Source organism: Metabacillus rhizosphaerae, assembly GCF_037201795.1.
Classification (GTDB): Bacteria; Bacillota; Bacilli; order Bacillales; family Bacillaceae; genus Metabacillus; species Metabacillus rhizosphaerae.
In genome coordinates this window covers 2,591,539-2,616,401 of record NZ_CP147403.1, presented here as the reverse complement: position 1 = coordinate 2,616,401, position 24,863 = coordinate 2,591,539, and the positions used below count along the sequence as shown (strand labels likewise).

20 protein-coding genes are annotated in these 24,863 nt (G+C 36.9%); 4 read left to right on the top strand and 16 right to left on the bottom strand.

The window, feature by feature from the left end; translation table 11 throughout:
* Positions 1–88 precede the first annotated feature (88 nt).
* The 15 genes from WCV66_RS12775 to WCV66_RS12705 all read right to left on the bottom strand — a co-directional run bounded on the left by WCV66_RS12775 (position 89) and on the right by WCV66_RS12705 (position 19,384).
* Entirely contained in the window at positions 89–811 is a 723-nt protein-coding gene (locus tag WCV66_RS12775) for an amino acid ABC transporter ATP-binding protein (RefSeq protein WP_338789226.1), read from the bottom strand.
* The gene (locus tag WCV66_RS12770; protein ID WP_066330232.1) at positions 804–1,463 is read right to left on the bottom strand and encodes an amino acid ABC transporter permease; all 660 of its coding nucleotides are present in this window, start codon (positions 1,461–1,463) and stop codon (positions 804–806) included. Before WCV66_RS12770 ends, WCV66_RS12775 begins: the two co-directional genes overlap by 8 nt.
* 113 nt (positions 1,464–1,576) lie before the next feature.
* Complete coding sequence (locus WCV66_RS12765) at positions 1,577–2,374, bottom strand: transporter substrate-binding domain-containing protein (RefSeq protein WP_066330233.1); 798 nt, start codon at positions 2,372–2,374, stop codon at positions 1,577–1,579.
* A gap of 250 nt (positions 2,375–2,624) precedes the next feature.
* Complete coding sequence (locus WCV66_RS12760) at positions 2,625–3,062, bottom strand: BrxA/BrxB family bacilliredoxin (RefSeq protein ID WP_066330234.1); 438 nt, start codon at positions 3,060–3,062, stop codon at positions 2,625–2,627.
* Between the two features lie 71 nt (positions 3,063–3,133).
* Positions 3,134–4,144, bottom strand: coding sequence for a methylmalonyl Co-A mutase-associated GTPase MeaB (gene meaB / locus WCV66_RS12755; protein WP_338789219.1), 1,011 nt, complete (start codon positions 4,142–4,144; stop codon positions 3,134–3,136).
* Positions 4,141–6,288, bottom strand: coding sequence for a methylmalonyl-CoA mutase (gene scpA / locus WCV66_RS12750; protein ID WP_338789217.1), 2,148 nt, complete (start codon positions 6,286–6,288; stop codon positions 4,141–4,143). Before scpA ends, meaB begins: the two co-directional genes overlap by 4 nt.
* Positions 6,288–8,180 (bottom strand): methylmalonyl-CoA mutase family protein, encoded by a 1,893-nt coding sequence (locus WCV66_RS12745; protein WP_338789215.1) that lies wholly within the window; start codon positions 8,178–8,180, stop codon positions 6,288–6,290. The genes scpA and WCV66_RS12745 overlap by 1 nt, the downstream gene beginning before the upstream one ends.
* A gap of 559 nt (positions 8,181–8,739) precedes the next feature.
* The gene (locus WCV66_RS12740) at positions 8,740–10,029 is read right to left on the bottom strand and encodes a dihydrolipoamide acetyltransferase family protein (RefSeq protein WP_338789213.1); all 1,290 of its coding nucleotides are present in this window, start codon (positions 10,027–10,029) and stop codon (positions 8,740–8,742) included.
* Between the two features lie 140 nt (positions 10,030–10,169).
* Complete coding sequence (locus WCV66_RS12735; protein ID WP_066330238.1) at positions 10,170–11,153, bottom strand: alpha-ketoacid dehydrogenase subunit beta; 984 nt, start codon at positions 11,151–11,153, stop codon at positions 10,170–10,172.
* Between the two features lie 12 nt (positions 11,154–11,165).
* Entirely contained in the window at positions 11,166–12,158 is a 993-nt protein-coding gene (locus tag WCV66_RS12730; RefSeq protein ID WP_338789211.1) for a thiamine pyrophosphate-dependent dehydrogenase E1 component subunit alpha, read from the bottom strand.
* A gap of 141 nt (positions 12,159–12,299) precedes the next feature.
* A complete protein-coding gene (gene lpdA, locus WCV66_RS12725) occupies positions 12,300–13,721 on the bottom strand; it encodes a dihydrolipoyl dehydrogenase (RefSeq protein ID WP_338789209.1) in 1,422 nt (473 codons plus the stop codon).
* A 52-nt stretch (positions 13,722–13,773) separates the two neighbouring features.
* Complete coding sequence (gene buk, locus WCV66_RS12720; protein ID WP_338789207.1) at positions 13,774–14,886, bottom strand: butyrate kinase; 1,113 nt, start codon at positions 14,884–14,886, stop codon at positions 13,774–13,776.
* 118 nt (positions 14,887–15,004) lie between these two features.
* The gene (gene bcd / locus WCV66_RS12715; RefSeq protein ID WP_338789206.1) at positions 15,005–16,102 is read right to left on the bottom strand and encodes a branched-chain amino acid dehydrogenase; all 1,098 of its coding nucleotides are present in this window, start codon (positions 16,100–16,102) and stop codon (positions 15,005–15,007) included.
* A 14-nt stretch (positions 16,103–16,116) separates the two neighbouring features.
* Complete coding sequence (yqiS, locus tag WCV66_RS12710) at positions 16,117–17,022, bottom strand: phosphate butyryltransferase (protein WP_338789205.1); 906 nt, start codon at positions 17,020–17,022, stop codon at positions 16,117–16,119.
* Between the two features lie 289 nt (positions 17,023–17,311).
* Positions 17,312–19,384: a sigma 54-interacting transcriptional regulator gene (locus WCV66_RS12705; protein WP_338789204.1), complete on the bottom strand. Its 2,073-nt coding sequence runs from the start codon at positions 19,382–19,384 to the stop codon at positions 17,312–17,314.
* 366 nt (positions 19,385–19,750) lie between these two features.
* Here WCV66_RS12705 and WCV66_RS12700 point away from each other — a divergent pair, with 366 nt between their 5' ends.
* Entirely contained in the window at positions 19,751–19,987 is a 237-nt protein-coding gene (locus tag WCV66_RS12700) for a DUF2627 domain-containing protein (RefSeq protein WP_066330245.1), read from the top strand.
* Positions 19,988–20,072: 85 nt separating this feature from the next.
* On the opposite strand, the gene WCV66_RS12695 is transcribed toward WCV66_RS12700, so the two are convergent.
* Positions 20,073–20,804, bottom strand: coding sequence for a glycerophosphodiester phosphodiesterase (locus WCV66_RS12695; RefSeq protein ID WP_338789202.1), 732 nt, complete (start codon positions 20,802–20,804; stop codon positions 20,073–20,075).
* A gap of 50 nt (positions 20,805–20,854) precedes the next feature.
* Between WCV66_RS12695 and WCV66_RS12690 the strand changes: the two genes are divergently transcribed.
* The 3 genes from WCV66_RS12690 to WCV66_RS12680 all read left to right on the top strand — a co-directional run bounded on the left by WCV66_RS12690 (position 20,855) and on the right by WCV66_RS12680 (position 24,800).
* A complete protein-coding gene (locus WCV66_RS12690; protein WP_185653556.1) occupies positions 20,855–21,007 on the top strand; it encodes a YycC family protein in 153 nt (50 codons plus the stop codon).
* Positions 21,008–21,223: 216 nt separating this feature from the next.
* The gene (locus WCV66_RS12685; protein ID WP_066330248.1) at positions 21,224–22,198 is read left to right on the top strand and encodes a ketoacyl-ACP synthase III; all 975 of its coding nucleotides are present in this window, start codon (positions 21,224–21,226) and stop codon (positions 22,196–22,198) included.
* Between the two features lie 370 nt (positions 22,199–22,568).
* Positions 22,569–24,800, top strand: a complete 2,232-nt coding sequence (locus WCV66_RS12680; protein WP_338789199.1) for an alpha-galactosidase — start codon at positions 22,569–22,571, stop codon at positions 24,798–24,800.
* Positions 24,801–24,863: the final 63 nt, after the last annotated feature.

Sequence of the window (24,863 nt, the reverse complement as noted above, 5' to 3'; positions counted from 1 at the left end):
TTTAAATTGTTTATATGAAAAATAGTTTACACTAAATATAGGTAAAATAGAAAAAAGATGATCAACAGACCACCTTTTTTCATGTATTTTATAGCATTTGTTCTAAAAATTCTTGTGCTCGCTTTGTTTTTGGTGCAGTAAAGAACTCACTTGGTGGAGCATCCTCAACTAGCTTTCCGCCATCAAGGAAAAGAACACGATCAGCAACCTCTTTAGCAAAGCCCATTTCATGTGTAACAATCGCCATTGTTATACCTGTTTGCGCCAAATCCTTCATTACTTCAAGTACTTCCTTTACCATTTCTGGATCTAGAGCTGAAGTAGGCTCATCAAACAAAATAACATCAGGATTCATTGCAAGAGCTCTTGCAATTGCGACTCGCTGTTTTTGTCCACCAGATAAACGATTTGGATATTCCGAAGCCTTTTCGAGGAGACCTACTTTGTTTAATAAGGTTTTCGCTTGTTCCTCTGCTTCCTGCTTTGTTAGCCCTTTTACGGTCATTGGTGCATATGTTAAATTATCGAGAACAGACTTATGTGGGAATAAATGGAAATGCTGAAACACCATTCCTACATTTTGACGAATCTTTGAAATATCGGTTTTTGGATTTGTGATTTCTTGATCATTAATCAACACTTTTCCATCTGTTGGTTTTTCAAGTAAATTTATACAACGTAAAAACGTAGACTTACCAGAACCAGATGGTCCAATAATTGCAATCACCTCACCAGAAGCAATCGTTGTTGAAATTCCTTTTAATACCTCTAACTTCCCATATGACTTATGCAAATTTTCAACTTTAATCACTGCGTCTCATTCTCCCTTCTATACCTTTACCAAGGAGTGTTAAAAACATTACTAATATATAGTAAATTAGACCTGCGAATAATAATGGAGCAAAGTAGTTATAAGAATCTGCTCCAACTTGATAAGCTCGTCTCATAATATCCTGTACGCCAATTACAGTTACGATCGCAGATTCTTTTGTTAAAGTAATAAACTCATTCATTAATGCAGGCATAATATTTTTAAATGCTTGAGGCATAATAATATCCTTCATCATCTTTGCATATGGGATACCTAATGCCATTGATGCTTCTTGTTGTCCTTTATCAATCGCATTTATTCCCGCACGAATGATTTCTGAAATATATGCACCTGAGTTTAACGTAAATGCTGCTACAGCTGCAGGATAAGGATCAATTGGAAAGCCTAGTATTTGAGGAAGTCCAAAATATATAATAAGTAATTGCAACACTAACGGTGTTCCTCTAAAAATCGATGTATATGCATCAGCAAACCACATTAAAGGTTTTATTCGACTAATTTTAAATAAAGCTAGAATGATTCCCCATGCAAAACCAAGTAATAAGGAAAGCACAACAATTTGTAATGTTACCCAAATCCCTTCCAAGATAAAGGGCAAGGATGGAATAATTGAGGTAAAGTTAATATCCATTCTACTGCCAAATCCTTTCAATCTAAATTAAGTACGTGCCTGTTCATAAAAAAGGGCTGACACTATAATTAGCTGTCAGTCCCATTGCATTTTTCAAAAGAAAAGTGGATCACTTATTCTTCGCCACCGAACCATTTTGAAACTAAATCTTCAAGTTCTCCATTTTCTTTCATTTCATTTAATGCTTCATTAAATTCTTCTGTATATTTACTATCCTTTTGGAAAGCAATTGCTGACCCTGCTTCATCTTCCGGTGCATTAAGAGTAAAGCCTGCTAAATCTTTGTCTTTTTCAATATAGCCATTAGCTACTAGATCTTCAATAATAGCTGCATCAATACGACCAGATTTTAATTCTTGAATTAAGTCTGAAATTTTATTGCGATTTTCAATTTTCAGGTCAACCTGTTCTGATATTTCTGTAGCTTTTTCTTCTTGGATCGAACCTAATTGAACACCAATTGTTTTTCCTTCAAGTTCTTCAAGGCTTTTTATTTCTTTATCCTTCAAAGAAATAATCATATGGTTTGCTGTGTAATAGATATCTGAAAAATCGACATTCTCTTCACGCTCTGGTGTTGGTGTCATGCCTGATAACACGATATCAATTTGTTTTGCTTGAAGAGCCGGGATTAAACTATTAAAATCCATATCCTGTACTTCAATTTCATAACCAGTTTTTTCTGCTAATGCATTTGCAAGATCAATATCAAAACCGATAATGTCACTACCTTTAGCTGTATCAATATATTCAAATGGTGGATAATCAGCTGAAGTTGCCATTTTTAACACTTTCTTATCTTCTGATTCAGACCCTGAAGTTGAACCCTTTCCATCATCTGTACTTGTCCCACAAGCTGCTAATAGGCCAACTACTAAAAGGCTTATAATAAACAATGATAATTTTTTCATAATAGTTTCCTCCTATAATTTATAAACCAACATTACTTTTTTAATAAGTGTATTTCCACTAATAATTATTCGATATTCTGTATTTTAACACAGGTTTATAATTATGCAATATTTATTCATAAAAATGTAATTATAAAAATATTTCGTCAATTTGTTTTTTTAAAATACTTTAATCATTGTTGCCCCACATAAAAAAGAGATAGACACAATGTGTGTCTACCTCTTTTTTACTGATTTTTACTTTCTCATTTTATACTTCTTCACAATACTCATCAAACGCAGCTTGAAGCTTTGCAACGACTGACATTGGATCATGACCTTCAATTTCATGACGTTCAACCATTGTCATTAACTTACCATCTTTAAGTAAAGCAAATGAAGGTGATGATGGTGGATATCCAGTAAACAATTCACGAGCTCGTGCTGTTGCTTCTTTATCCTGTCCTGCAAAAACAGTCACAAGATTATCTGGACGATTGTCATAATGTACAGCATGAGCTGCTGCTGGTCTTGCAATCCCACCAGCACATCCACAAACACTGTTCACCATTACTAGAGTCGTGCCTTTGCTATTTAATGTTTCATCTACTTCTTCTGGTGAAGTAAGTTCAGTATATCCAGCTGCAACAATTTCCTTGCGAGCTTGTTGCACGATATCATTCATAAATAAGTTAAAATCCATACTCAATGAAAACCTCTCCTTTTACACTCAATATATTTATTTTACCAAGCTTTCTATCAAATGAGCAAATAGATCGCTCAATTTTTATCTTTTACGAAAAGATCTAATAAATCTAGTGCACTTGCTGCAACACTTCTTTCACCGTTCATCACTGCTTTTTCAAAGCGAGTAAGCTGTTGACTCACCTTTGGATGTTGATAAAAATTCTGATAAAGCTCTTGTTTAAGCAGATCATGCAGCCAATTTCGTTGTTGATCACTTCTTCTTTTATGAAAGATATTGCATTTTTTCGTGTATGCCTCAAACTGTTGGATTAACTGCCATATGTCTTCAATCCCTGTTTCCTTTAACGCAGATGCTGTGACAGCTCTTGTTGTCCATCCAGATGTATACGGCTTTAGAAAGTGAAGAATCGTGTTATATTCATGCTTTGCTTTATTGGCTTTTGCAAGATTGTCACCATCAGCCTTATTGACAACAACTAAATCTGGTAATTCCATAATCCCTTTTTTCATCGTTTGCAGCTCATCCCCTGCACCTGTTAGAACTAGCAACATAAAAAAGTCTACCATATCACGGACAACAAATTCACCTTGCCCTACACCCATTGTCTCTACAAGAATGACATCATATCCAGCTGCTTCACATAAAGCAATAGTTTCTCTCGTCTTTCGATTTACTCCACCTAGATTTCCTCCTGAAGGGGAAGGTCTAATAAACGCAAGTGGGTTTCTAGATAATCTTTCCATTCTGGTTTTGTCGCCCATAATACTTCCCTTTGATACGTTACTGCTAGGATCAATAGCGAGTACAGCGACCCGGAAGCCGAGATGGCATAAATAAGTTCCCAATGAGTCAACGAAAGTACTTTTACCCGCACCTGGAACTCCTGTAATTCCAATTCTTATCGATCCTGAACTCTTTTTTAATAGTGCTTCGATAATTTGCTGAGCCTTTTCAAAATGTCTTTTCGCATTACTTTCTACTAGTGTTATTGCTTGAGCTAAAATAACTCTGTCACCTTTGATAATTCCATCAATATACTCGTTTGTAGCCATTTCATTGCTTTTTCGAATATATTTCGTCATTCTTCAATTTCCTCATAGCCCAATCTCTCAAGGATCTTATTTAATACCTTAGTTGCAGCAACAGGTATTACAGTTCCTGGCCCAAATATTTCCGCAGCTCCCTTTTCTTTTAGCTCATCGTAATCCTGATAAGGAATCACACCGCCAATAATGACAATTATATCTTCTCTCCCTAACTTTTTTAATTCATTTATAAGTTGGGGAAGAAGTGTTTTATGGCCAGCTGCTAATGAGCTCATTCCTACAACATGAACATCGTTTTCTACCGCTTGTACGGCAGTTTCAGCAGGTGTTTGGAAGAGTGGCCCGATATCTACATCAAAGCCCAAATCAGCAAATGCTGTTGCGATTACCTTGGCTCCTCGATCATGTCCGTCCTGGCCCATCTTTGCAATGAGAATTCTTGGACGTCTTCCCTCAAGCTCATAAAATTGATCTGTTTTCTCTCTCACCTTGGTTATTTCTTCTTCGTTTGAAAATTCCGAGCTATAAACTCCACTAATTGAACGAATCATTGCTTGATGGCGTTTACTAACCTTTTCAATTGCATATGAAATTTCACCAAGTGTTGCTCGCTGGCGTGCTGCTTCAACAGCTAGCTCTAAAAGATTTCCTTCACCATTGGCGGTTGCAGTCGTTATTTTTTGCAAGGCTTTATTCACAAGCTCATCATTTCGCTTTGCTTTTACTTCATTTATTCTTTGAATTTGCTTTTTTCTTACCTCTGTATTATCGATCGACAAAATATCAAGCGGGTCCTCTTTTTCAAGCTTAAATTTATTCACTCCAATTATTGTTTCTTTTCCTGAATCAATTTTCGCCTGCCTTCTCGCAGCCGCCTCCTCTATTTTCATTTTTGGAAGACCTGTTTCAATCGCTTTCGTCATACCACCAAGCTGTTCAATCTCAGCCATATGCTTTGTCGCGCGTTCAATGAGTGAATCTGTTAAGGATTCTACAAAGTAAGAGCCTCCCCATGGATCAATCACACCACAGATTCCGGTTTCATGCTGTAAATACAACTGTGTATTTCGAGCAATTCTCGCGGAAAAATCAGTTGGTAATGCGATCGCCTCATCTAATGCATTCGTATGGAGGGATTGGGTATGTCCCATTACCGCTGCATGTGCCTCGATACATGTTCGAACAACGTTATTAAAAGGATCCTGCTCAGTTAAACTCCATCCTGAAGTCTGAGAATGTGTTCGCAATGCAAGGGATTTTGGATTTTTAGGATTAAACTTCTTAACGATGGATGACCACATATAACGTGCTGCTCTCATCTTGGCTACTTCCATGAAATAATTCATCCCAATCGCCCAAAAAAACGATAACCGAGGTGCAAATTGATCAATATCAAGACCAGCCTTTAAGCCAGTTCGTATATACTCAAGACCATCTGACAATGTATAAGCGAGTTCAAGATCTGCTGGTGCTCCTGCTTCCTGCATGTGGTAGCCAGAGATACTTATACTATTAAACTTTGGCATATTTTTCGACGTATACTCAAAAATATCGCCAATAATTCTCATTGATGTTTCTGGCGGATAAATATATGTATTACGAACCATATATTCTTTTAAAATATCATTTTGAATCGTACCTGATAGCTTTTCCTTTGCTACTCCTTGCTCTTCTGCTGTTACGATATAAAATGCCATAATTGGCAAGACCGCACCATTCATTGTCATTGAAACCGACATTTCATCTAAAGGAATTCCATCAAATAATAGCTTCATATCTTGAATGGAGTCAATAGCCACTCCTGCCTTTCCAACATCTCCTTCTACCCGAGGATGATCAGAATCATAGCCGCGATGTGTTGCCAAATCAAAGGCAACGGATAGGCCCTTTTGTCCCATCTCTAAGTTTCTTTTGTAAAAGGCATTACTTTCTTCTGCACTTGAAAATCCAGCATACTGTCTAATTGTCCATGGCTTATTCACATACATTGTCGCATAAGGCCCACGTAAATAAGGATACGTCCCTGGAAATGTATCCAAATGCTCGATTTTTTCAAGGTCCGTTGAATCGTATTTATTTTTCACTCGTATTTGCTCATGTGTATTGAAAAATGATGGAGAAGGATCCTGAGATGCTGTCGGTTTTATAAGCTTTGCCTCAGTAATAGTTCGACGTTTCATCAATTTCCAACCCCCATTAAGTGATGAATAGTGACTAGGAATTTATACGCATTCATGTTTGTAGTGATAACACCATTTAACCCATACTCCGCCATTTTCTTCTCATGACCATTCCCGGTGATAAATAGATGAACTGATTTCTTTCCTTCCTTTATCTTACTAATAAGAGAAGAATCAATTTTATTATAACCCTCGTCATTTCCACAGAAGATAATCACATTACCATTAGGGTATGATGAAAACTGATCATATGAAACAACCTCTACCGTTATTCCGCCTGAAGCAAGTAAGCCTGTCACGAAGTCAAGTCGGGGCTTATAATCTTTTAATCTCCCAAAAACAATAACGTCAACTTTTAATTGTTGATGATTTTTTTTAACGTATGTTTCAGCAGCAATTCTTAACTGCTCAAAATGCTCTACAAGACGTCTATTTTTAATAGGAGTTATCTTTAGCTGTTCAAGTAGATTTTGTGTTTTTACAATTGGTACTTCCTTATTCTTATTAACAAAAATATACGCATTTTGAAATGTTGTAACTTGTTTGGTATCTGTGTGATGTTCATTTGCTTGTTTAATACCTTGTAACGTCGCTTCAACTTGATCGGAAAGGTTCGCAAATGCATTCGTCCCAATAATCGTTGTTTTACTCTTATTAACATCATCTACTCTTTTTTCAAATATTGCTTCAAGTTCTTTTTGGGGTTCACCCTCTTTTAATAGGTGGAGAAAGCCTCCTTTTTCATCGATCGCTTTTATTTCTTTCCAGGCTCGTTCTGCCAGCTCATTTGTTAACGTTTCTACATAATAAGATCCTCCTGCTGGATCGATGACACTAAAAAGTAAGTTTTCCTCTTTTAAAATAAATTGAGTATTTCTTGCAATTCTTTCTCCTAGTTCTCCTCTACTCGGCAAAACATAATCAAAAGGATAGATAGATAATTCATCGACACCTGCTACAGCTGCGGCAAAACCTTCAGTTGTTGTGCGTAAAAGATTTACATGAACATCATAACCTGTCTTATTAAATATCGAGGTTCTTGCATGAAGATACATTTTCTGTGATTCTTTGTTTCCTCCTAATGCATGTATAAGAGATGCCCATAATTGCTTTGCTGCTCGAAATTTAGCAATTTCCATAAAAAAATTAGACCCTATCGCAAAAGAAAAAGTTATGTTTTTAGCAATGATATCTATAGATATACCACGATTTAGCAGCTCATTTATCACATCAAGTGCATGTGAGAAGGTGTAGTTCAGCTCTTGAAGTGCATGGGCCCCTGCTTCATGATAAAGGTCACCTTTAATCAGTAAACAGCGTACTTCACACTCATGCATTTGACACCACTTTATCGTATCAGCAAGATAATCAAATTGTGTTTTAACAGACCTCATATCTTCTTCGCCATTAATTAAAATGCTTTCATACGGGTCAAAACTTAAAGTTCCTTTAAGGTTCTTTAGTTCATTTCTCTTTTTACGAGATTGAAGAAACAGAGGTATAAAACCAATGTCTTCTCCTACATCAAAAAGGAAGGAATCATTTAGCCAGTCGATGTGCAAAAAAGCAACATCTAAGTCCACAATTTTTTTTAGACACTGAACATTATCTAGATAAAATGAGCTCTGCCCCTTATTCTTAGCTTGTTTTATCATCTCACTCAACTCATGGCTATTTTCAGCTAAAATAACTTGACTAATATTCCAATCATTCGATTCGCGATGATCATGTATTATTGGCAGTTTCCTAGAATCATAATCCTCTTTTGCATATAATGGCTTTAGCTTAATACCTTCGTATGTAGTTGAGCTTAGACTTTCAAACATCTTTCCCCTTAATGCTTTTTCAGCCTCAGCTTTCCAATCGTTCCAATTCCCCTTTGTATGTATCATGCCTAGTTCCTCCCCATGAAGTGTTCCTATTCGAAAGTCCACCCTCTTGTTGAAAAATTCATGATCTACTACATTTACTAAACGATTCAGAATAAATAACTTTTGATAAGCGCTTACATTTATAAAAAATATAAAAGTTCTACAATTTTATTTTATTATAATTTTTCACCATCAGCAATGAAGTTCTAGCTAAAGATTCATTTGAAGAGAAAAGTAAACACAAAGGGTCAGACCCTCAAACCATATATAAAGCTTTACTTCAGTAAATGCTATATATGGAGTTGAATGTTCTGACCCTTATTAGTCTGTTTCATCTTACATTTTATTTTTTTAAAAGGCTCTTTTCTAATAGATTGTTTCTTTTAAAACGAAAACTATTTAAGGTTGATTGGAGCGGCAGTGCGAGACTCCTGCGGGAGTAGCGGGACAGGTGAGACCCCACAGGCGTTTACGCCGAGGAGGCTCACCGCCCGCCCCGCAGAAAGCGAGCATCTGCAGCGGAAATCAACCTCACCGCATACTTGGTAAATAGCAACAAAGTTTGCGAAAACAGCCTTTTTTAATAAATCGAAGTTGTTTCTTTAGATACATTTTCTAAAATTTCTTTCACACGTGCTAAGAACCGTCCACAAATTAATCCATCTATCACACGGTGATCAAGCGACATACATAAATTTACTATATCACGAACGGCTATCATTCCATTGTTCATGACAACAGGTCGTTTTACAATTGTTTCTACCTGTAAAATTGCCGCTTGAGGGTAATTAATGATTCCCATTGATTGCACAGACCCGAATGAACCTGTGTTATTTACAGTAAATGTGCCGCCTTGCATATCATCTGGTGTTAATTTTCCAGTTCGCACTTTGTTCGCTAATTCTGTAATCTCTCTAGCAATTCCTTTTATTGTTTTTTCATCAGCTGCTTTAATAACTGGTACAAACAAGGAATCTTCAGTTGCAACAGCAATAGAGAGATTAATATCCTTTTTCTGAATAATTTTTTCTCCAGCCCACATCGAATTAATTTGCGGGAATTCTTTTAATGCTTGTGCCACAGCTTTTACGAAAAAGGCAAAGAACGTTAAGTTGTAGCCCTCTTTTTTCTTAAATTCATCCTTTATGGAATTGCGATACTCAACAAGATTTGTTGCATCTACTTCAACCATCATCCAAGCATGTGGCGCTTCATGCTTACTTCGAACCATATTAGCTGCAATTGCTTTGCGAACTCCTGAAATAGGGATTTCTATGTCGCCTGGCACGGTTGATGCAGTAGTATGAGTGTGGGTTTGTTCGATTCCTGGTTGAAGAGTTGGCACAGCCGTTGGTTTAGGAGCATCATCTTGATTTGCAGCTCCAGTTTTAGGAATCGATCCACGTTCAATTAATTGTAAAAGGTCCTTTCTAGTAATCCTACCGCCAGCTCCTGAACCATTCACTTGTTCTAAGTCTATATCATTTTCCTGAGCTAAACGGAGCACAGCAGGAGAATAACGTTTTTTATTTGATTGAACCTCTTGTTTTTCAGTTTGTGCTTGCGCTTCAACTGGTTCAATAGATTCGCTATTCACCTCAACTGGAGTTTCTGAGACTACTTCTTCACCCTCTATTTCAATGGTGCAAATAATTTCTCCAACATCCAGTGTTGTACCTTCTTCAGCTATTATTTCTTTAATAACACCGCTAAAGGAAGATGGAACCTCGGCATTAACTTTATCTGTCATCACTTCTGCAAGTGGATCATATTTGTTTACCTTATCACCTACAGAAACGAGCCAGTTACTTATAGTACCTTCAGTTACGCTCTCACCTAACTGAGGCATTTTAATTTGTTTAATTGCCACTGTGAAACCTCCTTTGTTAAAGGCTATCTTGCATGCATCTATACAAGACCTATTTTGTAAGATGCTGATGACTTGTTAATGCCATCTCGATCTACTTTCGTAATAGTAAGTTGCTAACTTTATATTTTTTTCTAGAAAAGTTAAAATTCAGCAAGTTTACGCATTGCTTCCTCCACTTTATCTGGGTTAATCATAAAGAATTTTTCCATTGTAGGTGCGTACGGCATCGCTGGGGTATCAGGACCAGCTAATCTCATGATTGGAGCATCTAAATCAAACAAGCAATTTTCGGCAATAATAGCTGAAACCTCACTAATAACACTGCCTTCTTTATTGTCTTCTGTTATAAGAAGTACTTTACCGGTTTTCGATGCAGCTTCAATAATCGCCTCTTTGTCTAAAGGGTAGATTGTTCTTAAATCTAAAACATGTGTACTAATGCCATCATTAGCTAATCGTTCAGCAGCTTGTAGGGCAAAATGCACACATAGACCGTATGTAATTACTGTAATGTCTTCTCCGTCTCGTTTCACATCTGCTTTACCAATAGGCAGAACATAATCATCTACAGGTACCTCACCTTTGATTAAGCGATACGCTCGCTTATGCTCAAAAAATAATACAGGGTCATCATCACGAATGGCAGCTTTTAATAAACCTTTTGCATCATATGGTGTTGAAGGAATGACAATTTTCAAGCCAGGCTGATTAGCAAAAACAGCTTCTACTGATTGTGAATGATACAAAGCTCCATGAACACCACCACCAAAAGGGGCACGTATTGTTATTGGACAGCTCCAATCGTTGTTGGAACGATAACGAATTTTTGCTGCTTCTGAAACAATTTGATTTACTGCAGGCATAATAAAGTCAGCAAATTGCATTTCAGCAATCGGTCTCATTCCATACATTGCTGCACCTATTCCAACTCCGGCGATTGCAGATTCTGCAAGTGGTGTATCCATAACACGTTCTTCTCCAAATTTTTCATACAACCCTGCTGTCGCTTTAAACACTCCACCCTTTCTGCCAACATCTTCTCCAAGAACGAATACTTTTTCGTCGCGCTCCATCTCTTCATGCATTGCCATTGTAATGGCATCTATATATGAAATAACAGCCATCTTTCTTCCCCCTTACTCTGCATAAACGTATTTTAATGCATCTTCTGGATTTGCATACGGCGCCGCTTCTGCATAATCAGTAGCTTCATTTATGACGTCCATAATGCCATCTATCATCTCTTTTTCAATTTCCTCAGAAAGAACGCCAACTTCATTTAAATATCTAGAAAACTTAAGGACTGGATCATCTTTCTTTGCTTCTGCTACTTCATCCTGCTCCCGATAGCTACTATCATCATCATCACTTGAATGTGGTGTTAGTCGATACGAAATTGTTTCTATTAAGGTCGGACCCTCACCACGACGACCACGATCAGCAGCTTCTTTTACAACAGCATATACTTCAAGTGGATCATTTCCATCCACTGTTACGCCAGGCATACCATAGCCAATTGCACGGTCAGAAATTTTTTCACAAGCAACCTGTTTGTCATATGGAACCGAAATGGCATATTTGTTGTTTTCACACATTAAGATAACTGGTAATTTATGAACGGCAGCAAAATTAGCTCCTTCATGGAAGTCACCTTGGTTTGAAGAACCTTCTCCAAATGTTACAAATGTAACAAGATTCTTCTTCTGCATTTTACCTGCTAATGCTATACCAACAGCATGGGGTACTTGCGTAGTAACCGGTGATGAACCTGTAACAATTCGGTTTTTCTTTTGACCAAAGTGACCTGGCATTTGTCTTCCAGCTGAATTCGGATCCTCTGCCTTTGCAAATCCAGATAACATCAGTTCCTTTGCTGTCATGCCAAACGTTAAAACAACTCCCATATCACGATAATACGGAAGAACATAATCCTCATGACGATCTAAGGCAAATGCTGCACCGACCTGAGCTGCTTCTTGACCTTGACAAGAAATAACAAAAGGGATTTTCCCTGATCGATTTAATAGCCACATCCGCTCATCTATTTTTCTTGCCAATAGCATTGTTTCATACATATTTAACACATCTTTATCGGTTAGACCTAACGATTGGTGTCGGTTTTCTGTCATTTTATTACCTCCTAAATAAGAAATACGCAAGTGAAGTGCATTCATCAACCTCTAGCTTGTATAAAAGAACGTGCTCTTTTTTCAGAGTAGGCAACTAACTGATGCTTATTCAACACAAGATTTTCTTATTTTTTCATAAAATTAAAAATGAATTGCCTTTCCATAAACAGCAAGTGCAGCTTCGCCAATTGCTTCTGATAATGTTGGATGAGGATGAATCGTTTGAGAAACTTCCCAAGGGGTTGCATCCAATACTCTAGCAAGACCTGCTTCAGATATCATATCTGTAACATGTGGTCCAATCATATGAACACCTAGAAGATCATCTGTTTCTTCGTCCACCACAAGTTTGACAAATCCTTCTGTTTCACCAAATACAAGGGCTTTACCTATTGCTTTAAATGGAAACTTACCTATCTTTGTTTTAAAACCGTTTTCCTTTGCTTTATCCTCGGTGTACCCGACACTTGCTATCTCAGGTGAACTATAGATACATTTCGAGATCAGTGACTCATCAAGCGGGATAGGCTGAGCATTTGCAATATGTTCAACAGCAACAATACCTTCATGTGATGCAACATGTGCTAATTGTAAACCTCCAATGACATCACCAATCGCATAAATATGTGATTCTTTTGTTTGATAATATTGATTTGTGGCAATAAACCCTTTTTCAAGTTTTATATCGGTATTTTCAATACCAATACCTTCAACATTCGCTTGCCTTCCAACAGATATGAGAATCTTATCAGCTGTAAAGGATCTTTCTTCACCTTTATGCTCTGCTTTAATTGTGGCTAAATTTCCTTGTTCAAACGTTTCAGGTAATACCTTTGCACTGGTGACAATGGTAATTCCCCTTTTTGCCAGTAAACGCTCCATTTCTTTTGAAATCTCTTTGTCTTCTGTTGGTAAAATTCGATCAGAGTACTCTAAAACTGTTACACTCACACCGAAATCTACTAACATAGAAGCCCACTCAATCCCGATCACGCCTCCACCAACAATTATGATTGAATTTGGTAGACTATTTAAATCAAGGGCTTCTTCAGAAGTTAACACAATTTCTCCATCAATCTTAAGATCTTGAAGGCTTTTTGGTCTTGATCCAGTAGCGATGATTACATTTTTAGGAATGAGCATTTCATTTTCTTCCCCGTTATTCATTTCAACAGAAATTGTTCCAGGCATCGGTGAAAAAATAGATGGACCTAAAATACGCCCAATCCCCTCATACACATCGATTTTTCCTTTTTTCATAAGTTGTTGCACTCCATTATGGAGTTGCTCAATAATTCCTTGTTTTCGTTCTTGAACCTTTGAAAAGTTCAGCTTTACCTCAGATGTTTCTACACCGAATTCTTCACTCTTTTTTGCTGTAGCATAAACCTCTGCACTTCTTAGGAGTGCTTTACTTGGGATACATCCCTTATGCAAGCATGTTCCACCAAGCTTACTTTTTTCAACAACAGCTGTTTTAAGGCCAAGTTGTGTAGCACGTATCGCTGCAACATAACCGCCAGTTCCTCCACCGAGTATGACTAGATCATATTCTGTAGCCAAACTATCGCCTCCCTTTATCTAAAGTCTTTCGAAGTAACTCATTTATTTTTCATTAGTGACGCAAAAATGCCATAGCACTTTTTTTAGTAGGATATTGTTTTGCTTCTTCCTCATTTTTCAAAACACGTAAGGCACCCTCAGCAAGTGCTTGAAGCTCGTTTTCACCAGGAAACACAAGGACGTCTGCAATCCAATCGATATAAGCGGAAATCTCTTTTACAAATTTTTTACCATAGGCTAATCCACCTGTTAAGACAATAGCATCAACTTTTCCTTTTAATACAGCACTTGCAGATCCAATCTCTTTCCCAATTTGATAAGCCATTGCTGAATAAATGAGAGAGGCCTTTTCATCTCCAGCTTCAACCATTTTTTCTACCTTAACTGCATCATTCGTTCCTAAATAGCCAACAAGGCCACCTTTTCCTACTAACTGCTTCATCATTTCTTCGCGGAAAAACTCACCTGAATAACACATTGAAACAAGATCTCCTGCTGGTACTGTTCCAGCACGTTCCGGACTAAATGGACCATCTCCATGCAAGCCGTTATTAACATCAACTACTCTTCCACGCTTATGAACACCAACGGTAATTCCGCCTCCCATATGGGTAATGATCAAGTTCATTTCTTCATATCGCTTATTGAAATCTGACGCAACACGCCGGGCTACCGCTTTTTGATTTAACGCATGGAAGATACTTCTTCTTTCGATTGTAGGCACTCCAGAAACTTTTGCAATCTCTTCCATCTCATCAACGACAACTGGGTCAACAATATATGCAGGAATATTTAGTCCATTTGCAATTTCATAGGCAATGATCCCACCTAAATTAGATGCGTGTTGACCAGCAAAACCATTCCTTAAATCTTCTAGCATTTGGTCATTGACTATATAGGTTCCGCCTTCAATGGGCCGGAGCAGGCCGCCACGACCACAAACTGCATTCAGTTTCGAAATGTTGATCCCTTCTTCATCAAGCGTTTCTAAAATGGCTTGCTTCCGAAATTCATATTGATCAATGATGTTAGGATACGTATTAAGTTTATCTAAATCATGTCTAAGTGTTTTCTCAAAAATAGATATTTCGCTATCAAAAACCCCAATTTTCGTTGATGTGGAACCAGGGTTAAGGACAAGGATACGATATTGATTCACCTGCAACGTTTAAACCTCCGTCATCTAAAAAATTGATCACTGTTGTATATTATGGAAGCCTTTAGCTTATGTAAATTGAAACTGGAGTTAGAAGGTCTACTAATCTAACTCCGCGTTTAATTATTTATGGTCGACGACTTAAAATATGATGTCCATTTTGCAAAAATTGACTGCGAGAATTTCTCATTCTTTCAATACGTTCTTCCGCAAGACGATCCGCTGCTTGATAGGTTGGAATACCGTCACGTTTAGCTATTTCGATTACTCGGGCGATATTGTTATATATTCCTTCAACCTTTTTTAGCGCACGTTCACTATTATAGCCATATAATTCATCTGCTACGTTAATAACACCACCAGCATTAATGACATAATCAGGAGCATAGACAATTCCCATTTCATGGATTAAATCTCCATGCTTAGTATCTTTTAATTGATTATTCGCAGCTCCTGCAATCACCTTAGCTTTTATTTGAGGAATCGTAACATCATTTATTGTTGCACCAAGAGCACATGGTGCATAAACATCACATTCCACACTATAAATATCATTTGGTTCAACTGCTTTTGCATTAAAATCCTCAACAGCACGTCGTACTGCTTCTTTGTTTATATCGGTTACAACTAAGTGTGCACCTTCTTCATGCAAATGTTTACACAGGTTGTAAGCTACATTCCCAACCCCTTGTACAGCAACAACCTTACCCTCTAGTGAATCTGTTCCAAAGGCTTCCATAACCGCAGCCTTCATCCCGCGATAAACACCATAAGCCGTTACAGGAGATGGGTTACCAGAAGAGCCAAAAGCAGGGGAGATGCCTGTTACATAATCTGTTTCTTCATGAATTAAATCCATGTCTGCAACAGTTGTTCCTACATCTTCAGCTGTAATATATCGACCATTTAAGCCTTGAATATAACGGCCAAATGCACGGAACATCTCTTCATTTTTATCCTTACGCGGATCACCAATAATAACTGTTTTACCCCCACCCAGGTTTAAACCGGCAGCAGCATTTTTATAAGTCATCCCTCGAGCTAAACGAAGAGCATCTTCAATTGCTTCTTCCTCTGATTCATAAGTCCACATTCGTGTACCACCTAGAGCAGGTCCTAGTGTCGTATCATGGATGGCGATAATTGCCTTTAGTCCCGATTGTTTATCCTGACAAAATACCAATTGCTCATAATCGTAATGCTCCATATATTTGAAAATTTCCATGAAGTCGTTTCCTCCTAAATGTTATACTTATCAGATGAACAAATCGCTAATGCTAAAGAATAGAGCTTACTTTCAGAAGAGTCCGATCGACTTGTTAATACAATTGGTGCTTTCGCTCCAGCAATAACCGCCCCAACACTAGCTTTTGCAAAATAAATCAGAGATTTATACAAAACATTTCCTACATCTATAGTAGGTACTAGCAATATATCTGCTTGTCCGGCAATGTCACTATCAATCCCTTTATGTTTCGCCGCCTCTAATGAAATTGCATTATCCAGAGCTAAAGGTCCATCAATGAGACAATCCTTTATTTGCCCTCTCTTATTCATTAATGTTAATGAAGCTGCATCAATGGTTGCCTGCATAGCAGGATTTATTATCTCAACTGCAGCAAGTGCAGCAACTTTAGGCTTATCGATCCCAATTGCTCTTGCAATATTAACTGCATTCACAACAATTTGCTCCTTTTGCTGCAAATCAGGCTCAAGATTCATGGCAGCATCTGTGACAATTGTGAACTTTGAAAATCCAGGGACTTCAAAAATGGCGACATGTGATAAAATCCTTCCTGTTCTAAGACCATACTCCTTGTTTAATACAGCCTTTAAAAGAGTTGCAGTCGGAACGTTCCCCTTCATTAGCACTGAAGCTTCATTCTGATGAACGGCTCTTACAGCAAGTTCTGTCGCTTGTTCTTTTGTTCTCGCTTGGATAATTTGAACATGATCTTTCCCAATACCTTTTGCAATCAATAAATCCTCTATTTCTTCCTTTTTTCCAAACAATAAAAAATGAGCAAGATTACGTTTTATCGCTTCAGATACAGCTTCAATTACCTCTTCATCTTCTGCTGAAGCCACCGCAACAATTTTTCCATTTATTTTAGCTGCTTCGTCCAGCAGATTTTCTAGCTTCATTTCATTTCATATCCTTCCAAGTTGTATTCATCTGTTCTTATCAACTAAAAAGCAAAAAGTGTGCCAAAATAAAAATGATCTATGATATTTCTTTAAAGTATTCTCTATAAAAATGTTCACAATGCTTAAATTTCCGTATCATTAATACATTCTCTGCTGTGACAAATGATGTTTTTCTTAAAGATAATTTAAATGCCAAATTTAGAAGGATTTACTTTACAAAAAGAAAAAGCACAATTATTCTTCTTTATCATATAACGAACATGCACTATTTTGCAAACCATGAACTTTATTGCATGCTATTATTTGCAAGGTTATATTTTTCCATTTTATAATATAAACTTCTTAACGATATTCCTAAAGCTTTTGCTGTTTTTGTACGATTATACTCATGGACTTCTAATGAGCGTTTGATAACCTCTGCCTCAACACGTTCTACAGCATCAGCTAATGTCTCCTCATTATTATGGACAAAAGCGCTATTTTCTTGTGCTTTACTTTCCTTTGTCGGCAACTGAAGCATCGGAATATGTTTCCCTTCAATCTCAATTTCGTGGTGTTCCATGAAAATAATTGTTCTTCCTAATACATTTTCAAGTTCTCTTACATTACCTGGCCAGTCATGTTGGGTTAAAATATTAATTGCTTGTCCTGTTACAGAAACGATATTCCTCCCATAATCCTGATTTAATTTACTAATTAACCTTTGGCACAGAGCAGGAATATCTTCTTTTCGATCTCTTAGTGGTGGTATAGAAATAGGATATCGATTTAGGCGGTAATATAAATCCTCACGAAATACGCCTTCTGACATTGCTTTTTCAATATTTAAATTAGTTGCAGCAATTACCCTTACATTTACCGGAACAGGTTTTGTTCCACCAACCTTGACGATTTCATTTTCCTGTAATACACGAAGAAGCTTTGCCTGCATATTTGCTGATAATTCTCCTATCTCATCTAAAAAAATACTACCATTATTTGCTTCCTCAAAAAAACCTCTTTTTCCTCCACGCTTCGCACCTGAAAAAGCTCCTTCTTCATATCCGAAAAGTTCACTTTCAAGGAGACTTTCAGCAATAGCAGCACAATTTACCCGAATAAATTTGTTATATTTTCGATCACTTGCATTATGTATAGCATGTGCAAATAGCTCCTTACCTGTCCCAGATTCACCCCGTAAGAGCACAGTTGCAGGAGTTTTCGCACCAAGCTTTGCCTGTTCAATCGCCATTTTCATTTCATCACTTATACCAATTATGTCCTCAAACGAGTATTTCGCTTCTAGCGTTCGAATAATTTGTCTTGCCCGACTTAACTCTGTAGTCAGCTTTTGAATTTCTGACATATCTTGAATAACCCCAACACTACCTTTTAACTTTCCATTTACAATGACAGGAGCAACATTTACAATGACGTCTCTTTTTGCAGGACCAACTTTCATTCTGACGCCTCGAACTGCACGTCTTGTTTGTAGTACCTTCATATGCATGCTTTCACCTTCAGAGATATCTGCTGTTGCTGGTTTTCCTAGAACTTGCTCCTCAGATAACCCTGTCATTTTAGTATATGCCCGATTAATAAGGATTCCATGACCTTCTTCATCCACTACTGATATTGCTTCCTCTGATGATTGGATGATTGCTTCAAGCATCACTTGGATCTCCTTTAAGTTCGTAACCTCTTCTGCCAAGTTAACAATTTCTGTTATATCTTTAAAAAGGGCTAGTGCTCCTAGTAGATTCCCCGCTTCATCAATCATAGGAATTCTAGTCGTAATGATTTTAAGTCCATTATCAAGAACTTGCTCCTGATTCGTTTCAACCTCACGAGTTTTAAGCGTCCTTGCCAACTTACTCGAAGGAATTATCTCATTTACCTTGTGCCCCATTGCCTTTTCACGGGGAAATCCTGTTATTTCCTCCGCAGTTTTATTAAATAAGATAATTTTTTCATCTATATCAATCACGATCATGCCATCATTTGTAGAATTAAAGATGGTTTGCTGTTTATAGGTCTCCTCTTTAAGTCTTGCGATTAACAATTCTTTTTCTTCAACTAGTTCAGAAATAAGATGTGCTACTGCACCTGGAATAATAACCATATCTGGATGCTTTTCCAGTTGTAAAAGCTCCATGACCTTAATGTTACCTGTTGCTTCAATAACAATGTTAATATTTTTTTGCTTAACAGTCTTCCAATGCCTGCTTGTTTCAATACCAAGACTTCTAGCTAGTTCCATCCCTGGAGCATGTTCATTTTTATCAATCATTGCAGCAACTTCCACAATATTCGTTTCGACAATTCTTTTCAACAGAGCTGTTCCATCCTTACCAGCCCCAACTATCATAACTCGTTGCATAAACCTATCCCCTTTATGTCACTATTAAGAAAAGCAGAATCGCTTTGGTCAGGTTAATAAAAAACTATGTTTTAAAAAATGGTCTTTTTGATTATTTATATAAGAGTAATACCTAATAAATCATTTTTATAAAACTTGCAAAAATTTGCACACTTATATCATATCGTAAAGGATAACACTTGACAAACAACCGTGAGAAACAGACAATAAAGCGAGACTTCCATTAATGGATAGCGAGACTTATCAGATCTTTACGGGCAGTTATCCCTCACCTTTTTACATTTCTTCTCTTGAACATGAGTCTGGGATTTTACTATCCGTTAAGAATGGGATAATTTCAGAGAATATGAAAGGACTTTATCTTTTATGATTAGAATACTTGCACTTGTCATTATGGTCATTCCAGGTTTTTTAGCAGCATTTGGTATTAAGCTCATGCGTGACATGACGTTTGGAATCCTTCAACCTCCTATACCATATTTATGGCTGCAGTTTTTATTAGGACTTTTCTTGTTTTTAGGTGGGCTTAGCTTTGTGGCAGGTTTTATCTTTTATAGAGATCGAAAACGAAATAAGGTACAGAAGAGATTCGCTAAGAGGTAGAGAAGAGATCTTATTATAAATTATTTATGATGAAAAAGAGTGAGGCAGTTGCACACTCTTTTTCTCATTAAAAATGTGTTGGAATTCAATCGCCTTTAAGTTTTAGCTCTACAGCAGTTTCTGGAAAATCAGTAAAAAACCCTGTGCATTTTTCATTTATCAACCGCTGCATCAATTGCGTATCATTTATGGTAAATGGTCTTACGCTAATTCCGTGGCTTTTAGATTGCGAAATTACCTCCCCTTTGGCTGCATGATAATGGGGATGCAACCCTTTCGCACCAATACTCTCCGCATACTTCCAAGGCATATATAATCCTTCCATATAAAGGATGGCTGTTTCAATTTCAGATGAGATCTCCTTACAGGTTACTAAACTATAATGATTAAAAGAAGAGATAATTACTCGCTTTTGAAGGCTATGTTTGTAAATAAGCTTAATTGTTTTTTCTTCTATTTTTGGATAATCAATGATTCCATTTTTCAATTCAATATTTACAATGAATTCTCTTTGCTGTTTTGCCCATTCCAACACTTCGTTAAGCGTTGGAATAAATGAGCCACCTTTATATTGTGTAAACTTATAGCTCGCATCTAATCGAGAAATTTCCTCAAAGGTTAATTCTTTTACAAATCCCGTGCCGTTTGTCGTTCGATCAACTGTTTCATCATGGATCACAACTAGTTCACCATCTTTTGTCATTTGAACATCCAATTCAATCCCATCAGCTTTTGCAGCCTTGGCAGCTTTGAATGATAGCATTGTATTTTCGGGATAACCACCTGCAGCACCTCTATGACCAAAAATTAATGTCATCTTGTTTGCACCTTCATTTCGTGTAAAATAGTTAGTAGGAGGGAATACTTATGAGACCATTACAAATATCAGCAGATACAGCACAGAAACTAGCTACATCACTAAATGTTCCGCTTGAGCAGATAATGCACATGCCACAACATATACTGATTGCTAAGCTTACCGAACTAAATAGCAAAGAAAATACTGACAAGAAAGACTGATTACTAGTCTTTCTTTTTAATTTTAGACTATTGTGGTATCTTTCTTCTAGGTGGTCACCATTATCAAATTATTTAATTTATTCATCTATATTCTACTCCTTTTGATGCCTTTCCTTTATTTCACATAAATTTCAATCAATTTTTATACAATATTGGTACCAGGTATTATTTTTAGGTGTTATTATTAGGTTATAAAGCAAAAGAGGTGACTAATCAATGATTTCAAAAGCTCGTATTACTGCCATTGGATCATATGTACCGGATTTAATCGTAACAAACAGTGATCTTGAAAAAATGGTTGATACAAATGATGAATGGATTTTGAGGCGAACTGGAATAAAGGAAAGAAGATTTGCAGCAGAAACTGAATATACTAGTGATGTAAGTATTAAGGCAATCGAAAACTTAGTAGAACGCTACCAAAAAGATATAAGAGACGTCGATATGATTATTGTGTGCACACTATCTCCTGACTACCAAACCCCTAGTGTAGCCTCATATATTCAAGGAAGATTGGGGCTAAAACAAGCTGGAGCCATTGATATAAATGCTGCATGCGCAGGGTTTACGTATGGCTTACATTTAGCAAATGGACTTATTACAGCTGAACTCCATAAAAAAATCCTCGTGGTAGGCGCTGAAACTTTATCAAAAATAACTGATTTTACTGACCGAACAACTTGTATATTATTCGGAGACGGTGCTGGAGCTGTTCTTGTCGAGTATGACGAAAGAGGAAGCTTTCTCTCGTCACACGTAGTTTCAGAAGGTGAAAAGGCAATAAGTTTATATGGAACCTATTTATCTGACAAAATGTTTGGAACGGAGCTACAGAATAAACGACAGCTCGTACAAAATGGGCGTGAGGTATACAAATGGGCTGTTACAACTGTTCCTAACGGCATGAAAACTGTTGTAGAAAAAGCTAATTTTTCTTTGCAGGATGTTGATTGGTTTATTCCGCACAGTGCTAACCTAAGAATGATTGAATCGATCTGTGTGAAAAGCCAATTTTCTATTGAAAAGACACTGACAAGTCTAGTCCATTTTGGTAATACATCTGCTGCCTCAATCCCTTTAGCCTTAGATAATGGAATTAAAGACGGCAGAGTGAAAGAAGGAGATCACCTATTACTTTATGGATTTGGAGGAGGTCTTTCCCAATCAGGTCAACTTGTTCGATGGGGATAAGGTATTATACTCCCCCTCCTCATCCTCTTTGTTATTTTCGAAAATAGGTACTGCACTCGTAATCATTGAACATTATAAAGAGAGGGACTTTAATTAAGTCTCTCTTTTTCTTGATTAATTTTCTCCTATTTATATTTCCTTTAAAAATTAAAAAACACTTCGAACAATTAAGTAATCACCTGTTAATCGATTACTTAATTTTACTTAAAAACCTATTGTTTTATTTCCTTTTGCTTGCTACAATTTATTAGGTACTGTTTATTTAATTACTTTGCTATAGCTACATTTTATTGTAAGGGTTTACAGTGAAGTTTGTACATGGCTAGAACAAACAGGTAATAAAGTAACCAATTAATTGAGGTGGAGAAAATTGACGATTAAGGTAAACGTGGAAACACTGGAATTCCACATATTTAATGAAAATGTAAGCTATATTTTTCGAGTATTAGAAAAAAGCAATCAATTAGAACATCTTTATTATGGAAAAAAGATTAGACATCGTGATTCATTCAAACATTTACTAGAACGTGAAATTCGCCCTTCATGTAATATGTTCGAAGATGACCATACTTCAACACTTGAGCATATTAAGCAAGAATATCCAAGTTATGGGACAACAGATTATCGCTCACCAGCCCACATGATCACCAATAAAATCGGTAGTCATATAACCAATTATCAGTACCAAAGCTATGAAATAATTGCTGGGAAGCCAACGCTTCACCAATTGCCAGCAACATATGTAGAGGATGAAAATGAAGCAAATACGTTAGAAATTACATTATGGGATGAAGTTTTAAAAAGTAAAGTAATTCTGAGCTACACAATCTATAAAAATAGAAATGTCATTTGCCGTAACACTCGTTTTGTAAATGAAGGAAATGATTCTTTTTATATTAACAATGCTATGAGTGCTAGTGTTGATCTTCCTGATGACCAATTTGAAATGGTGCATTTAAATGGTGCTTGGGCACGTGAAGCACATGTAGATTCTCAAAAATTATTTAAAGGCATTCAATCGGTATATAGCACGAGAGGCGCAAGTAGCCATGCACATAATCCCTTCTTAGCTTTAAAACGTTTGGATGCAACTGAGCATACTGGTGAGGTCTATGGCTTTAGCTTAGTATATAGCGGCAACTTTTTGGCACAGGTTGAAGTAGATACCTATAGTGTTAGTCGAGTACTAATAGGAATTAACCCATTTCAATTCAAGTGGAAGTTAAACCCTAACGAAACCTTCCAAACACCAGAATGTGTTATGGTTTATTCAGATCAAGGTTTAAATGGAATGAGTCAAACGTATCATGAATTATTTAGAGAGCGCTTAGTACGAGGTTATTGGCGAGATAAAGTTCGCCCTATTTTGATTAATAACTGGGAAGCAACTTACTTTGATTTCAATGAAGAGAAAATTGTAGATATAGCCTCAACTGCAAATAATTTAGGAATTGAGCTTTTTGTATTGGATGATGGTTGGTTTGGTGAACGGCATGATGACACAAGTTCATTGGGTGATTGGTTTGAAAATAAAGACAAACTGCCAAATGGAATTAAAGGGTTATCTGAAAAAATAGAGGCTTTAGGTATGAAGTTTGGCCTTTGGTTTGAACCAGAAATGGTTTCAAAAGGAACAAAATTATTTGAAGAACATCCGGATTGGATCATTTCAACACCAGAACGCCGCGCATCACATGGACGAAATCAATTCGTTCTAGATTTCTCAAGGGCTGAAGTGGTTAACCATATCTTCACCTTGATGGATAACATTATTAATGATTCTAAGATTTCTTATATCAAATGGGACATGAATCGATATATTACAGAAGCCTATTCGACTAGCTTAAAGTCAGATCAGCAAGGTGAATTGTTCCATCGTTATATTCTGGGCGTTTATGAACTCTATGAACGATTAATTGCGAAATACCCTGAAATTTTATTCGAATCATGTGCTGGTGGTGGTGCTCGCTTTGATCCAGGCTTATTGTATTATGCACCTCAAGCCTGGGCTAGTGATAACACAGATGCGGTTGAACGCTTAAAAATCCAATACGGAACATCAATGGTCTATCCGTTAAGCGCAATTGGCAGCCACATATCCGCTATTCCAAATCATCAAGTAGGACGAATGACTTCAATTGATACACGAGCTAATGTTGCATATTTCGGGACATTTGGTTATGAACTTGATATAACGAAATTAAGTGATGAAGAAAAAGCAAAGGTACAGGAACAGGTTGCATTTTTCAAAGAAAAGCGGAGCTTAGTTCGCAGCGGAGATTTTCACCGTTTACTAAGTCCATTCGAGTCAAATGAAGTCTCCTGGATGGTCGTTTCTAAAGATAAAACCGAAGCACTTGTTGGTTATTATAAAGTTCTAGCAAAACCTAATGATAAATATTATCGCCTAAAGCTAAAAGGTTTAGATTCTGACAAGTTATATGCAATTGAAGGAATCAAATCAACCCATTACGGTGATGAGTTAATGAATCTCGGTATTGTTCTAGGCGAAGATTACACAGATCGTGCTTCAGAATTTTGGTCCAGAGAACATCCACATGATTATGCTTCAAAGTTATTTGTGCTAAAAGAAGTAAATTGATCTTTATTGTCTGTCATACTTTAAAAGTACCAGTGATTATTTCACTGGTTTTCTTCAATTAAC

Excerpts from the sequence above, each read along its gene's own strand:
- WCV66_RS12690 (WP_185653556.1), top strand. The coding sequence starts at position 20,855 with ATGAGACCATTACAAATATCAGCAGATACAGCACAGAAACTAGCTACA.
- WCV66_RS12770 (WP_066330232.1), bottom strand. The coding sequence starts at position 1,463 with ATGGATATTAACTTTACCTCAATTATTCCATCCTTGCCCTTTATCTTG.
- WCV66_RS12695 (WP_338789202.1), bottom strand. The coding sequence starts at position 20,804 with ATGACATTAATTTTTGGTCATAGAGGTGCTGCAGGTGGTTATCCCGAA.
- yqiS (WP_338789205.1), bottom strand. The coding sequence starts at position 17,022 with ATGAAGCTAGAAAATCTGCTGGACGAAGCAGCTAAAATAAATGGAAAA.
- WCV66_RS12705 (WP_338789204.1), bottom strand. The coding sequence starts at position 19,384 with ATGCAACGAGTTATGATAGTTGGGGCTGGTAAGGATGGAACAGCTCTG.
- WCV66_RS12685 (WP_066330248.1), top strand. The coding sequence starts at position 21,224 with ATGATTTCAAAAGCTCGTATTACTGCCATTGGATCATATGTACCGGAT.
- meaB (WP_338789219.1), bottom strand. The coding sequence starts at position 4,144 with ATGACGAAATATATTCGAAAAAGCAATGAAATGGCTACAAACGAGTAT.
- bcd (WP_338789206.1), bottom strand. The coding sequence starts at position 16,102 with ATGGAAATTTTCAAATATATGGAGCATTACGATTATGAGCAATTGGTA.
- WCV66_RS12730 (WP_338789211.1), bottom strand. The coding sequence starts at position 12,158 with ATGACAGAAAACCGACACCAATCGTTAGGTCTAACCGATAAAGATGTG.
- scpA (WP_338789217.1), bottom strand. The coding sequence starts at position 6,288 with ATGAAACGTCGAACTATTACTGAGGCAAAGCTTATAAAACCGACAGCA.
- WCV66_RS12765 (WP_066330233.1), bottom strand. The coding sequence starts at position 2,374 with ATGAAAAAATTATCATTGTTTATTATAAGCCTTTTAGTAGTTGGCCTA.
- WCV66_RS12700 (WP_066330245.1), top strand. The coding sequence starts at position 19,751 with ATGATTAGAATACTTGCACTTGTCATTATGGTCATTCCAGGTTTTTTA.
- WCV66_RS12735 (WP_066330238.1), bottom strand. The coding sequence starts at position 11,153 with ATGGCTGTTATTTCATATATAGATGCCATTACAATGGCAATGCATGAA.
- WCV66_RS12745 (WP_338789215.1), bottom strand. The coding sequence starts at position 8,180 with ATGATACATACAAAGGGGAATTGGAACGATTGGAAAGCTGAGGCTGAA.